Consider the following 14,447-nt stretch of genomic DNA (forward strand, 5'->3'; position numbering starts at 1 on the left):
GAATGCTTTGGAATTCCCTCAATCAAACCGTTGAACTGGGCTGGGATTTTTACCTGCCGGTGATCCTGTTCGTGGGCCTGATCGCCTTGGCCGTGCCCGTTTGGGCCGCCATCGGCACAGCCGCGATCGTGATGCTGATCATGTCCGGGGATCTGCCACTCAGCCTGGTCGGTGAAAGCCTGTTCACAGGTATCGACGCATTCGCCCTGACCGCTGTGCCCTTGTTCATCCTGACCGGAGACGTTCTGGTGCGGACCGGTCTGTCGCGCAAATTCCTGGACGTAGCCGAGGCGCTGACATGCTTTGCCAAGGGCGGGTTCGGGTCGGCCACGGTACTGGTCTGCGGCATGTTCGCCGCGATTTCAGGGTCGGATGCCGCCGGAGCGGCTGCGGTAGGTCGGATGACCATCAACCGGCTGGTGGAGAGCGGATATCCGCGCCCCTATGCCTGTGCTCTGGTTGCGGCCGGTGCCTGTACCGGCATCCTGATTCCGCCCTCGATCGCCTATATCATCATCGGCCTCGTGCTGGGTATTTCCGCTTCGACCCTGTTTCTTGCAGCCTTGATCCCGGGTCTGGCCATCCTGGTGTCGATCCTGATCACCAACATCATCATGAACCGCCTTTATGCCTATGAGGGTGGCGGCATGATGACCATGGGGGAATGGCTGGCCAATCTGGGCAAGGCGCTGAAATCGGGCTGGTACGCGTTCATCGTGCCGGGGATCATCTTCTACGGCATCTTCTCGGGTCGCCTGACCCCGACCGAAGCCGGCGCAACGGCCGTTGTCGTCACCATAATCATGGGTTTCATCCTGCGCACACTGACGCTGGCAGACTTTCCATCGATGTTGGTCAGTTCGGCCAAGGTGAACGGAGTCATCCTGCCGATCATCGCATTCTCGGCACCTTTGGCCGAAGCACTTGCGATCATGGGGGTCCCGCAGGGGTTCGTGGCCTCGGTCACGTCGCTGACCGATGATCCCTATCTGTTGATCTTGCTGATGATCGGCATCCTGATCGCAGCGGGCTGCGTCATGGAGACAACGCCGAACATCGTGATCCTGGCGCCGATCCTGAAACCGCTGGCCGACAATATCGGCATGAACGAGATTCAGTTCTGCATCATGATGATCACCGCGTTGGGTGTGGGCTTTATCACGCCGCCGCTGGGACTGAACCTGTTCGTCGTATCTGGCATTACCGGTGAGTCCATTCTGAAGATTGCCGCCCGGGCCGTTCCTTTCGTACTGACCATGCTCATTGTGGTGATCCTGATCGCCTACGTGCCTGCTGTGTCGACCACCCTGCTTCCTGAAATCTACCAATAGGACCTGCTGAACATGCCTCGTGAATATTTGAAAAAGGCGACTCTCACCGCTCAATCGCATGCCTCTGAGGTGCATGATACGGTCAAGACCATCCTTGCCGACATCGAGGCCGGCGGCGATGCCAAGGCGCTGGAATATGCCCTCAAGTTCGACAAGTTCGAAGGAAATGTCCTGATGACGCAGGACGAGATTGATGCGGCCATCGCACAGGTGCCGGAAAAACTGAAGGCCGATATCCGCTTTGCCCACGACAATGTCCGTCGCTTTGCCGAGACGCAGAAGGCTACCGTGTCGGACGTACAGATGGAGATCGTTCCCGGTTTTGTTGCGGGGCAAAAGGCGATCCCGGTGGATGCAGCAGGATGCTATGTTCCCGGTGGGCGCTACAGCCATATCGCCAGCGCGATTATGACGGTGACAACGGCCAAGGTCGCCGGATGCCGTCATATCACGGCCTGTTCTCCGCCCCGTCCGGGCGAGGGCGTGGCGCCAGCGATTGTCTATGCCGCGCATATCTGCGGAGCCGACAGCATTCTGGCCATGGGCGGTGTACAGGGCGTGGCCGCCATGACTTATGGTTTGTTCGGTTTGCCGCGCGCCAATATCCTTGTGGGGCCGGGAAACCAGTTCGTGGCCGAGGCCAAACGCATCCTGTACGGCAAGGTTGGTATCGACATGATTGCGGGTCCGACCGACAGCCTGATCCTTGCCGACAGTTCCGCGGACGCCCACGTGGTGGCAACCGATCTGGTCAGTCAGGCCGAGCACGGGTACAATTCGCCCGTCTGGCTGGTGACGGATGATCGCGACCTTGCGCAGAAAGTCATGGAGCTGGTTCCGGTTTTGATCGACGATCTGCCAGAGCTGAACCGGGAAAACGCCTCGGCCGCGTGGCGCGACTATGCCGAAGTCATTGTTTGTTCCGACCGCGAAGAGATGGCCGCCTGTTCCGATGAATATGCGCCCGAGCACCTGACGGTTCAGGCCGAGGATCTGGATTGGTGGCTGGATCGCCTGACCTGCTATGGTTCGCTGTTCCTGGGTGAGGAAACCACCGTGTCCTACGGGGACAAGGCAACCGGAACGAACCATGTTCTGCCGACTTCGGGTGCGGCCAGTTACACCGGAGGTTTGAGTGTTCACAAATACATGAAGATCGTCACCTGGCAGCGGGCCACACGTGAAGGATCGAAATCGATCGCCGAAGCCACTGCACGGATTTCCCGACTGGAAGGTATGGAAGGTCACGCCCGTGCAGCCGATGTGCGTCTGGCCAAGTATTTCCCGGATGAGCAGTTCGATCTGACCGCCGATGGATGACCCGCGCACATTGTTTGACCTGACGGGCCGGGTGGCCTGCATCACCGGCGCCAGTTCGGGGCTGGGACGGCAGGTGGCGCGGACACTTGCCGCGGCCGGCGCGCGCGTTGTCGGCGTGGCGCGGCGCGGCGACGCGTTGGCGCAGATGCAGGCCGAAATCGGCGAAGATGCAGAAGCCGTCATTGCTGATGTTGCGGATCGTGCCGGAATCGGCGGGCTGGTGCAGGTGATCAATTCCAAGTTTGGCGCACCGGATATTCTGGTGCACGCGGCCGGGGTCAACACGCGTGAGGCCGCCGACGAGGTGACACCTGATGGCTGGGATGCCACGCTTGCCCTGAACCTCAGCGCGCCGTTTTTCCTCAGCCAGGCGATGGTGCCCGAAATGAAAAGGAAGGGGTGGGGGCGCATCGTCAGTTTCGCCTCGCTGCAAACGACGCGGGCCTTTCCGGGTGGAATTGCCTATGGGGCCACCAAGGCGGGGATCGCGCAATTGACCCGTGCCATGGCCGAAGCCTGGTCGCCCTTTGGAATTACCGCCAACGCGATCGGTCCGGGGTTCTTTCCCACCGAGCTGACCCAGGCCGTGTTTGACGACCCCCAGCGCGCGGAACGCAACGCCGCTCAAACCTGCATAGGGCGCAATGGGCGGATGCAGGATATCGACGGGCCGATCCTGTTTTTGTGCTCGAACGCATCCGGCTATGTCACCGGGCAGGTTCTTATGGTTGACGGAGGGTTCACAGCCAAATGAAGGCACTGGTTTACCAAGGTGTTGAACAGATGGTGTTCGGTGATGTGCCGGATGCCGAGGCCGGTCCGTCCGAGCATTTGATCCGGATCGAGGCGGTTGGCATCTGCGGCTCGGACATGCACGCCTATCTGGGCCATGATGCCCGCCGTCCGGCTCCGCTGATCCTGGGGCACGAGGCGGCCGGTGTGATTGTTGACGGGATACGAGCCGGTGATCGTGTCACGATCAATCCGCTGGTAAGCTGCGGGCAATGCGCGGCCTGCCTTGCCGGTCGGGAAAACCTGTGCCCGGATCGCCAGATCATCTCGATGCCTCCGCGCGAAGGGGCGTTTGCTCAATACGTCACCATGCCTGCCAGCAATCTTGTTGAGGTCCCGGAGGATGTTTCGTTTGCCAAAGCCGCGCTGGCGGAGCCGCTGGCCGTCAGCTGGCATACGGTCCGGTTGGGGATCGAGGCTCTGCATCCTGCGATGGACCGTCGCGCACTGGTGATCGGCGGCGGGGCCATCGGCCTTGCGGCGGCATTGGCCTTGCGGGCAATGGGTGTTGACGATGTGACCATCGCGGAACCAAACCAGCTGCGTCGCAACTATCTGGCGAAAATCGAAAGCTTTGCGCTGGTGGAGTCAGCCAAAGGGACTTACCCGTTGGTCATAGATGCCGTGGGGTACGCTGCGACGCGGTCGGCTGCCTCGGCCATGGCCGAACCGGGCGGCGTGATCGCGCATGTGGGTTTGGGTGAGGATACCGGTGGTCTGGATGTTCGCCGGATGACCTTGCAGGAAATCACCTTCATAGGGACTTACACATACACCGCCAAGGACTTTCGCCAGACGGCTCAGGCGATCTTTGACGGGCGGCTGGGGGCTCTGGACTGGATGGAAGAACGCGCTCTGGCCGACGGCGCGCAAGCGTTTTGCGATATCCGGTCTGGCGCCGTGGCCGCACCGAAGATTATCCTGAGACCCTGGGGATAGAACTGACAGAACTGGAGACCTTCATGTACACAAAAATACTGGTCCCGTTAGCTTTGGATCACGGCATATCGCAACACACGCTGGAAATCGCACGGGCCTTGTCAGGAGAGGGCGCAGAAATAATTGCGCTGCATGTTTACGAGATGCCTCAGGGATCGGTCAGCGCCTATCTGGACAAATCGGTTGTCGCCGAAGGGTTTGAACGGGCCCGTTTGCAACTGTTGCAAAAAGTCGAAGGGCTTGAAGGGGTGACGGCCGAAATCGTCAAAGGCCACACCTCGCGATCCATCATCGACTATGCCAGCAGCAAGGATGTCGACTGTATCGTAATCGGCTCGCACAAGCCGGACCTGAGCGACTACTTCCTGGGATCGACCGCTTCGCGCGTCGTCCGCCATGCCCCCTGTGCCGTACACGTGCACCGAAGGGCCTGAATTCCTCAATCGCGCGTCTAGCGCCCCAAACAGGACCAAAAGCCGGATCATGAACATAGACAAAAAGATCACCGACGATCTGGTGGCCAACGATATCTCGTTTGTCACCACTGTCCCGTGCAAGCAATTGGCAGGTGTCATCGCGGAAATCGACGAGCGCGAGGGCATCTATCACATCCCGTCCAACAAGGAAGACGAAGGGATGGGCCTGTGTGCAGGGGCGTGGATGGGCGGCAAGCGGCCCGCGATCATCATGCAGAACACGGCCATTGGCGTGACGATCAATACGCTGGCGACGCTGATCCAGTATTACCGGATGCCGCTGCCGATGCTGATATCGTACCGGGGGGAATTGCGCGAACCCATTGCCTGCCAGGTTGAAATGGCGGTTCACACCAAGGCGCTACTGGCTCAGTTGAACATCCCCACCTACCACTTCCACCATCAGGCCGACGTAGAAGAGCTCGACGCGATCCTGAAATACACCTTCATGTGCAACAAGCCGGTCGCCATCCTGACCGACGCCAATTTCTGGGGAGGCTATGGCGACCAATGATCCGTTCTGAAATTCTGAAGGAAATCGCCCCGATCCTGCGTGATCAACTGGTTGTCTGCAACATCGGCATCCCCAGCCAGGAACTGCATGCCATCGACGACCAGCCCACCAACTTCTACATGCTTGGCACCATGGGGCTTGCGTCCTCGATCGGTCTGGGGCTGGCGCTGTCGCAGCCGAAGCCGGTGATCGTGATCGACGGCGATGGCTCGATCCTGACCAATCTGGGCACCCTGCCAACGATCGCCAACAACGTGGCGGACAATTACATCCTGCTGATCGTGGACAACGGTTCGTACGGCTCGACCGGCGATCAGCCGACCTATGCGGGGCAAAAGACCTCGCTGGCAAAGATGGCCGAGGCCGCCGGGTGTGAGCGCGTGATCGAATGTGCCGCCGAAGACACCGGGCGCGTACTGCAAGAGGCGCTGGATGCCAAACAGATGACCATCATCGTCAGCAAGTGCGAAAGCGGCAATGCCAAGATGCCGCCGATCACGATGGATCCGGTGGTCATCCGCGACCGCTTCATGAAGGCCGTTCAGGCCTGATGGGTGCAAGCGCCATCCACAGCGCCGAGGACGCCCGCCGCCTGGCGCGGCGGCGTCTTCCGTGGATGGTGTTCGACTATATTGATGGTGCAGCCGGGGCCGAGATGGGTGCCGGTCGCAATCGGTCCGCTTTGGATGCAATGACCTTGCGCCCGCGTATCCTGCGCGACGTCAGTGAAAGATCTCTGGCAACTTCGCTGTTCGACCGGCCCGCGAAACGCCCGTTTGGTATCGCGCCGATGGGCATGTGCAATTTGTCCGCGCCGGGGGCCGACTTGATGCTGGCCCGCATCGCTGCACGCCACGAGGTGCCGCTTGGGGTTTCGACTGTGGCCTCGACCGCGATGGAGGATCTGATCGTCGAAGCGGAAGGCCATGCCTGGTTCCAGCTGTATTTCAGCGGCGATGGCAGCGGCACATTCAAGCTGGTCGATCGCGCCAAGGCAGCGGGGTACGAGACACTGGTGCTGACCGTGGATGTGCCCGAGGTTGGCCGACGCCCGCGCGAGTTGCGTCATGGGTTCAAAATGCCATTCAAAATGGGGCCAAAGCAGGTGATGGATTTTGCCCTGCACCCCCGGTGGTCCTTGCCGGTCCTGCTGAAAGGCAAGCCGGAAATGGCGAATTTCCGGATGGATGGCTACGATTTCGACCGCACCGAAAGCCGCGCCAAGGCCACGTGGGAGACATTGGCCCGTCTGCGCGACCAGTGGGCCGGCAATCTGGTGGTCAAAGGCGTATTGGACGCAGACGACGCGCAAAGGCTCAAGTCAGCGGGCGTGGACGCAATTCAGGTCTCAAGCCATGGTGCACGCCAGTTGGAAAGTGCGCCCGCACCAATTACGGTGCTGCCCCAGATACGCAAGGCCGTCGGTCCGGATTTTCCGCTTTTCTACGACAGCGGGCTGCGTTCTGGTGAAGACGTTCTCAAGGCGCTTGCGAACGGGGCGGACTTTGCCTTTTTCGGCCGTATCCTTCAGTTTGCAATTGCGGCCGAAGGCGAAGAGGGTCTGGCGCAGCTATGGTCGATACTCAGCGAAGAAATCAGCATCGCCATGGCCCAGCTGGGCGTCACGTCACTGGACGAGGTCCGACGCAACGCCTGATGTGGGTGACGGCAACGACCCGAGGTTTCCCACGGGTCACTGAACTGTCGGTTTAACCGCGGCGCCTGCGACGCCGACCGCCACCTGCTTCGGTTTCGCCGCCGGTGTTGAAGCTTGGGTTGGGCAAAGTGACAACCTGGGCCAGTTCCGGGAACGGATCCGTCTTGTGCGGGATCGCATTGGCGGCCACGAAGTGATCCTGAAACTTCGGCTCAATGGCGGTTTCGATCTTGGTGATCTCGCGCACGACGCGCTCGATCTCGGCGCGCGATCCGATATTGCACAGCGCGATACGTGCGCCGGTGCCTGCGGCGTTGCCCGCGCTCGAGACTTTCTCCAGTGGCGCGTCGGGTATCATTCCCAGCACCATGGCGTGTTTGGTCGAGATATGCGCGCCGAACGCACCGGCCAGAACCACGCGATCCACCTTTTCGACATTCATTTCGTCCATCAGCAGGCGTGCACCTGCGTACAATGCTGATTTCGCAAGCTGGATGGCACGGATGTCACCCTGCGTGACCGTGATGCGGGGGCCACCCTCGGCGCTGGCATCGTGGATCAGATAGGCATGTGTGCGACCCTCGGGCACGCAGCGGGCAGTGCCGGTCTGTTCCGCCGATCCGATCAGGCCGCCTTCGTCCAGCAGGCCTGCGATACGCATCTCGGCCACTGCCTCGATGATACCGGATCCGCAGATGCCTGTGATCCCGGTCGTAGCAATCTCCTGATCAAAGCCGTCTTCGTCGGACCATTTATCGGACCCGATGACGCGGAACCGGGGTTCCTTGGTGACAGGGTCGATCTCGATTCTCTCGATCGCCCCGGGTGCGGCGCGCTGGCCTGAACTGATCTGAGCGCCTTCAAAGGCAGGCCCGGTGGGCGAGGAGCAGGCGAGCACGCGGCTGGTATTGCCAAGCAGGATTTCGGCGTTGGTGCCCACGTCGACGATAAGAACCAGATCCTGCGACTTTCCGGGTTCTTCGGACAGGGCCACCGCCGCGCAATCCGCGCCCACATGGCCCGCGATACAGGGCAGGATATAGACCTGCGCGCGTGGGTTCATGGTTGTCAGATCCATGTCGCGGGCGGGCAGGGACATGCTTTCCGACGTTGCCAGCGCAAACGGGGCCTGACCCAGTTCCACCGGGTCCAGCCCCAGCAGCAAGTGATGCATGACCGGGTTGCAGACGAACACAGTTTCCACGATCAGAGAGGCATCGATGCTTGCCTCTTCGGCAATCGACGTGGCCAGGTCATTGATTGCCTCGCGCACTGCCTTGGTCATTTCCTGATCACCGCCGGGGTTCATCATGGAATACGAAACACGGCTCATCAGGTCTTCGCCGAACCGGATCTGGGGATTCATGAGGCCAGAGGATGCCTTGACCTCGCCGGTTTCCAGATCGGTCAGATGCGCGGCGATGGTGGTCGAGCCGAGGTCGATGGCCAGACCATACAGCCCGCCTTCATGCAGGCCGGGCCAGATTTCGACGATACGCGCCACGCTGTCTTTGTGACCTTTGTGGACCGCCACGGTGACTTCCCATTTGCCCTTGCGCAGAACCGGTTGAAGTTTGGACATAAGCGTCAGGTCCGCCGTGACGGCTTCGATGTCCCACTGTTCGCGCAACGCGCGCTCGAGCCGTTCCAGATCACCGGTGGGCGAATGCATGTCGGGTTCTTCCACCACAACGAAGTAAAGGCGCGTGGCCGGGTCCATCGTGATGGCACGCGCGGCTGCCGCCTTGCGCACGACTTGCCGGTGCACCTGGCTTTCGGGCGGTACGTCGATCACCACATCGCCCTGAACCGAGGCCTGACAGCCCAGACGGCGGCCCGGTTTCAGACCGCGTTTGTCGTCATAACGCTGTTCGACGGCGTTCCATTCGCTCAACGCATCCTCTGACACCTTGACGCCGTGCTTGGGAAATTCGCCATAGCTGGGTGTGATCTGGCACTTTGAACAGATGCCGCGGCCCCCGCAGACCGAATCCAGATCCACCCCCAATTGACGGGCCGCCGTCAGAATTGGGGTGCCGACGGGGAAGTGCCCGCGTTTGCCGGACGGGGTAAAGACGACAAGAGGGTCGGTGGTCATCAGTGACATACCTTTTCATATTCGCGCGTATGCCGTGCAAGATATGGGTTTGCGCGAAAAGGGAAAGGCCATCAGCGGCACGATCTGCACAACGAGCGTCGTTTTCTTCCACTGCATCGACAACCAGAGCCAAAGAGTTGCCCCCAAGGGCTTTTCCTTTGGTTCAATCCATGTAATAGGGTCACCGCCAAACGGGCTTTTGCATGGGGTATTCAGATGCAGATTCGTGAGGCACTTACCTTTGACGACGTTCTCCTGGTTCCGGGCGCATCTTCCGTGCTGCCGGCAACAGCGGATACGACCACGCGTGTGACGCGCGAAATCACCATGAACATCCCATTGTTGAGTTCGGCCATGGACACCGTGACCGAGGCGCGCATGGCCATTGCCATGGCTCAGGCGGGCGGCATCGGTGTGGTACACAAGAACCTTTCGGTGGAAGAACAGGCCCGCGAAGTCCGCCGGGTCAAGCGGTTCGAATCCGGTATTGTCTATAACCCCGTGACGTTGCGGGTGGATCAGACATTGGCCGACGCCAATGCGCTGGTACAGCGCTACAACTTCACCGGTTTTCCAGTCGTCGACGAGCAGGGCCGCGTGGTGGGTATCCTGACCAATCGCGACATGCGCTTTGCGAACTCGGACGATACACCGGTACACGCGATGATGACTTCGGAAAACCTGGCGATGCTACAGGAACCGGCCGATCTGGAAGAAGCCAAAAGCCTGATGCGGGCGCGCCGTATCGAAAAGCTGCTGGTCGTGGATGGCGAAGGCAAGCTGACCGGTCTTCTGACGCTGAAGGATACGGAACAGGCCGTTTTGAACCCAACCGCCTGCAAGGACCGCCTGGGTCGCCTGCGGGTTGCTGCGGCGACGTCGGTCGGAGATGCCGGGTTCGAACGGTCCGAACAATTGGTGGATTCGGGTGTCGACATCATCGTCGTCGATACGGCGCATGGTCATTCTCAGGGCGTGCTGGACGCTGTAAAGCGGGTCAAGACCCTGTCGAACGAGGTTCAAATCATTGCCGGTAACGTTGCAACCGGCGAGGCGACCAAAGCGCTGATCGATGCTGGTGCCGACGCGATCAAGGTGGGTATTGGCCCGGGGTCGATCTGTACCACACGGATGGTGGCGGGGGTTGGTGTTCCTCAGTTGACCGCGATCAGCGATTGTGCGGCAGCAGCGGGCGACGTTCCGGTCATCGCGGATGGCGGTATCAAGTTCTCGGGTGACTTTGCAAAGGCGATTGCCGCCGGGGCATCCTGTGCCATGGTCGGGTCGATGATTGCGGGCACCGACGAAAGCCCGGGCGAGGTGATCCTGTATCAGGGCCGTTCGTTCAAATCCTATCGCGGCATGGGCAGCTTGGGTGCAATGGCGCGCGGATCAGCCGACCGCTATTTCCAGAAAGATGCAGCCAATGACAAACTGGTGCCCGAAGGCATCGAAGGGCAGGTGCCCTACAAAGGCTCGGCCAGTGCCGTGATCCACCAGCTGGTTGGCGGCTTGCGTGCGGCGATGGGGTATACCGGCTGCGCCACCATCGAAGAGATGCGCAAGAACTGCAACTTCGTGAAAATTACGGGCGCCGGTCTGAAGGAAAGCCACGTCCACGATGTTCAAATCACTCGCGAAAGCCCGAACTACCGGGTCATGTAAGCCATCCAGCAAGACACAAGGCACCCGGGAACGGGTGCCTATTTGCCACTTGGATCGGCCAGCCGGGCCCATTTCCGCCGAGGTATTCCACAATGACACCCGCCGCCCGTGTTCAGGCCTCGATCGAAATTCTGGATGATATTCTGGCTGGCGCGCCGGTCGAAAAAGCACTCACCGGCTGGGCGCGGCGCAGTCGCTTCGCCGGATCTAAGGATCGGGCAGCCATTCGCGATTACGTATTCGACGCACTGCGACGCAAGCGCTCGTATGCGGCGTTGGGAGGGTCCGACACCGGGCGCGCTTTGATGATCGGTGCGACCCGTGCGTCAGGCGGGGATCTGACCGACCTGTTCACCGGCGACCGTCACGCTCCGATGCCGGTTGAGGAAACGGAAACGGCGCGAGATTTCGCGTCCGAGGCCGAAAGATATGACATTCCGGAGTGGCTGTGGCCTCGGTTCGTTGACTCTCTGAAGGATGCCTTGGTTCCTTGCGCGATGTCATTGCAGAACCGGGCACCTGTTCACCTGCGGGTCAACTTGCGAAAAACCGATCTGGGCGGGGCCATCGACGCCTTGAAGTCCGAGGGTGTGATCGCCCATCCGGTTCAGGTATGCCAAACCGCGCTCGAGGTGACAGAGGGGGGCCGGCGCATTGCCCAAAGCCAGGCCTATGCCCGGGGTCTGGTCGAGCTTCAGGACGCTGCAAGCCAGGCGGTCGTGGCCGCGCTGGATCTGCGGCCGGGGATGCGTGTTCTGGATTATTGCGCGGGTGGCGGCGGCAAGGCGCTGGCGCTTGCAGCGCACGAGGGCGTCGAAGTGTTTGCACATGATGTGAATGCCGGTCGCATGAAGGATATTCCGACCCGGGCGGAACGAGCAGGTGCAAAGATAACCATCCTCAACTCCGATGACCTTACAGGTGTTGATCCGTTTGATGTGGTTTTGGTTGATGCGCCGTGCTCTGGCAGCGGATCGTGGCGAAGGGCGCCTGCCGGGAAATGGGCCTTGACCGAGGATCGCTTGCGGGACCTCACCGCCATTCAGGCCGGTATTCTATCGGACATTGCGCCTTTGGTGCATCCGGGCGGCCTGCTGGCTTACGCAACCTGTTCGGTTCTGAACGATGAAAACGGCAAGATCATAGACGATTTTCTGGATCAGTTTTCCCAGTGGCGGGAAACCTTCCGGAAAACGTGGCACGTTACACACGAATCTGACGGGTTCTTTACGTCGCACTTGACGCGCTGAGCTTTTGGCAAATAACAACCTTGGGTAGATCGCTGCTTTCCGAACGCCGTTAAGCGGGAATTAACCAATTTTGGCCGTTATAGCCGATAACTTTGCGCCCGAGCCGTTTATGTCTGACACAGCAGAATTTTTCAGCGACCCATCTCTTGTCCACACGCCGTCGGCATCTCGTCTATGGTCGTTGGTGGCGGTGGCATTGTTGATCAGCATTGCCCCCATGGTCGGGTTGCTGCCACCGGATTGGACCATGGGCATGATGGTCGCGGGAACTTCGCTTTTGATTGTGGCACTATGCGTCGTGATCAAGGGCCAGGTCGACGCCAGACATGCGCAACAAACCACTGCCGTCATGGCCGCGTTTGCAGAACAGGAAGAGTCACCTTTCCTGATCGCAAACACCTATGGCGACATTCTGGCGTCCAACGCAGCAGCACGGGAACAGTTCGGCGCGGCGAAAGGAGCCAGCCTTGAAAGCTGCCTCGGTTCGACGTTCTCGACCCCTCAGGTGATTTTGTTGAGGTTGCAATCTCAGGCCCGATCCTTCGGTCGGGCCCGCGAAGACTGCGTGATCAGGGGAAACACAAACAGTGTCACCGTGTTTCAATTGGCTCCCGACATTTTTTGCTGGCGGTTTCAACAGTCAGAACAGGAAAGCTGGGAGTCTCTCAACCTGCCGGTTCTGACCATCGGATGCGCGGGTGACGTGGTGCGCCCGAATCCGGCGGCGAAAAAGTTGCTTGGGCCGCGTCCCGGTCGGGTGCGCGACATCTTCGGTGATGCTGATCCCCGGATCGGAGCCTCAAACATCATCAAGTCACAGGACGGAATGATACCGGTCGCCGTGACGGAACTTTCCCGATCCAGCAAGGAACGAAGCCTTGGTTTGGTCCCGCTCATTGAAACTCCGACGCCCGGGGCCAGCACGTCTTTTGCAGATCTTCCGGTTCCGGTTCTCACCCTGTCTCCGGCGGGGGCCATTCTGAATGCCAACAGGCTGGCGAATAAGCTGCTTGGAAATGAAAGCCTGGAAGGCACGAACATAGCCGACATCATGCGGGGTATGGGGCACCCCATTCTGGATTGGCTGGCACGGACGGCCGCGCAAGAAGATGCGCAACGATCCGAGTTTCTTCAGTTGACCCGAAAAGACAAGGAAGTCTTCGTACAGGTCACGCTGAGCCGTGTCGTTGTCGATGGCAATATCTGTCTGATCGCGGTTCTGAGTGATGCGACCGAGCTGAAGACTTTGGAGGCTCAATTTGTACAAGGGCAGAAAATGCAAGCTGTGGGTCAATTGGCCGGCGGGGTCGCACATGATTTCAACAACCTGCTGACGGCCATTTCCGGGCACTGCGATCTGCTGTTGTTGCGTCACGATCAGAATGACCCGGATTATGGGGATCTGGTTCAGATCAATCAGAACGCCAACCGGGCCGCTGCGCTGGTCAGCCAGCTTCTGGCATTCTCGCGCAAACAGACGCTCAGGCCCGAAGTTCTGGATTTGCGCGACACGATCTCAGATCTCATTCACTTGTTGAACCGGTTGGTGGGCGAGAAAGTTCTGCTGACCCTCAGCCATGATCCGGTGTTAAAGCCGGTTCGGGCGGACAAACGGCAGCTGGAACAGGTGTTGATGAATCTGGTCGTCAACGCGCGCGATGCTATGCCTGACGGGGGCGAGATCCGCATCGAGACCGAGGTATTGAACCTGTCGCAACCGCTCAGCAGGGACAGGGCGACCGTCCAGCCCGGCGAATACGTTACGGTCAGGGTCATGGACAGCGGCGTGGGAATACCTGCCGACAAACTGCAAAAGGTCTTCGAGCCGTTCTATACGACAAAGCGCACGGGCGAGGGGACAGGGCTTGGGCTTTCAACAGCGTATGGCATCGTCAAGCAGACGGGCGGCTTCATCTTTGTCGATAGCACGGTGGGTCGAGGCACCGAATTCACCGTCTTTCTGCCGGTTTGCGCCACGGTGGCAGAGGCTGAACAGGACACTCCGGCCCAGCCCGAAGCTCAAAGCGCCCGGCAAGGAGAGGGTGTCGTGCTTTTGGTTGAAGACGAAGCACCGGTCCGCGCCTTTGCAACCCGGGCCCTGCGGCTCAAGGGCTACACTGTGCTGGAAGCGGATTCGGCCGAGGAAGCCCTGCGACTTCTGGAGGATCCATCTTTGAACGTGGACGTATTCGTAACGGATGTGGTCATGCCCGGCATGGATGGGCCGACCTGGGTGCGCAAAGCTCGGGAAACACGTCCGGATGCCCGCGTGGTCTTCGTATCGGGGTATACGGAAGGTGCCTTTGGCGATTCAGAACCCGAGATCGCCAATTCGACCTTCCTGCCCAAGCCGTTTTCTCTCACCCAGTTGACCGAGGCGGTTTTCCAACAGCTGAACTGAGCAC

12 protein-coding genes are annotated in these 14,447 nt (G+C 60.0%); 11 read left to right on the plus strand and 1 reads right to left on the minus strand.

All coding sequences use genetic code 11. The features are described from left to right. The first annotated feature begins 2 nt into the window (after positions 1–2). The 8 genes from ACR0A2_RS02990 to ACR0A2_RS03025 are packed head-to-tail and all read left to right on the plus strand — an operon-like array spanning position 3 to position 7,029. On the plus strand, positions 3–1,331 hold the full coding sequence (locus tag ACR0A2_RS02990; RefSeq protein ID WP_152458037.1) for a TRAP transporter large permease: 1,329 nt from the start codon (positions 3–5) through the stop codon (positions 1,329–1,331). 12 nt (positions 1,332–1,343) lie between these two features. Continuing rightward, positions 1,344–2,651 carry a histidinol dehydrogenase gene (hisD, locus tag ACR0A2_RS02995; protein ID WP_480834011.1) on the plus strand — a complete coding sequence of 436 codons (1,308 nt, stop codon included), beginning with the start codon at positions 1,344–1,346 and terminating at the stop codon, positions 2,649–2,651. Then, positions 2,644–3,405, plus strand: coding sequence for an SDR family NAD(P)-dependent oxidoreductase (locus ACR0A2_RS03000; RefSeq protein ID WP_480834012.1), 762 nt, complete (start codon positions 2,644–2,646; stop codon positions 3,403–3,405). The genes hisD and ACR0A2_RS03000 overlap by 8 nt, the downstream gene beginning before the upstream one ends. After that, the gene (locus ACR0A2_RS03005) at positions 3,402–4,382 is read left to right on the plus strand and encodes an alcohol dehydrogenase catalytic domain-containing protein (RefSeq protein WP_480834013.1); all 981 of its coding nucleotides are present in this window, start codon (positions 3,402–3,404) and stop codon (positions 4,380–4,382) included. The genes ACR0A2_RS03000 and ACR0A2_RS03005 overlap by 4 nt, the downstream gene beginning before the upstream one ends. Before the next feature lie 23 nt (positions 4,383–4,405). Further along, complete coding sequence (locus ACR0A2_RS03010; protein WP_480834014.1) at positions 4,406–4,816, plus strand: universal stress protein; 411 nt, start codon at positions 4,406–4,408, stop codon at positions 4,814–4,816. A 49-nt stretch (positions 4,817–4,865) separates the two neighbouring features. After that, complete coding sequence (gene comD / locus ACR0A2_RS03015; protein ID WP_152458032.1) at positions 4,866–5,372, plus strand: sulfopyruvate decarboxylase subunit alpha; 507 nt, start codon at positions 4,866–4,868, stop codon at positions 5,370–5,372. Continuing rightward, positions 5,369–5,923: a sulfopyruvate decarboxylase subunit beta gene (comE, locus tag ACR0A2_RS03020; protein ID WP_171228302.1), complete on the plus strand. Its 555-nt coding sequence runs from the start codon at positions 5,369–5,371 to the stop codon at positions 5,921–5,923. The genes comD and comE overlap by 4 nt, the downstream gene beginning before the upstream one ends. Next, entirely contained in the window at positions 5,923–7,029 is a 1,107-nt protein-coding gene (locus ACR0A2_RS03025) for an alpha-hydroxy acid oxidase (protein ID WP_480834015.1), read from the plus strand. The genes comE and ACR0A2_RS03025 overlap by 1 nt, the downstream gene beginning before the upstream one ends. 52 nt (positions 7,030–7,081) lie before the next feature. On the opposite strand, the gene ACR0A2_RS03030 is transcribed toward ACR0A2_RS03025, so the two are convergent. Beyond that, positions 7,082–9,127: an ASKHA domain-containing protein gene (locus ACR0A2_RS03030; RefSeq protein ID WP_480834464.1), complete on the minus strand. Its 2,046-nt coding sequence runs from the start codon at positions 9,125–9,127 to the stop codon at positions 7,082–7,084. A gap of 216 nt (positions 9,128–9,343) precedes the next feature. On the opposite strand from ACR0A2_RS03030, the gene guaB reads away from it, so the two are divergent. The 3 genes from guaB to ACR0A2_RS03045 all read left to right on the plus strand — a co-directional run bounded on the left by guaB (position 9,344) and on the right by ACR0A2_RS03045 (position 14,443). Further along, positions 9,344–10,792, plus strand: coding sequence for an IMP dehydrogenase (gene guaB / locus ACR0A2_RS03035; protein ID WP_171168056.1), 1,449 nt, complete (start codon positions 9,344–9,346; stop codon positions 10,790–10,792). 92 nt (positions 10,793–10,884) lie between these two features. Next, complete coding sequence (locus tag ACR0A2_RS03040; RefSeq protein WP_480834016.1) at positions 10,885–12,042, plus strand: RsmB/NOP family class I SAM-dependent RNA methyltransferase; 1,158 nt, start codon at positions 10,885–10,887, stop codon at positions 12,040–12,042. A 109-nt stretch (positions 12,043–12,151) separates the two neighbouring features. Further along, complete coding sequence (locus ACR0A2_RS03045) at positions 12,152–14,443, plus strand: ATP-binding protein (protein ID WP_480834017.1); 2,292 nt, start codon at positions 12,152–12,154, stop codon at positions 14,441–14,443. Positions 14,444–14,447 lie beyond the last annotated feature (4 nt).

The organism is Ruegeria sp. H8, assembly GCF_056532905.1.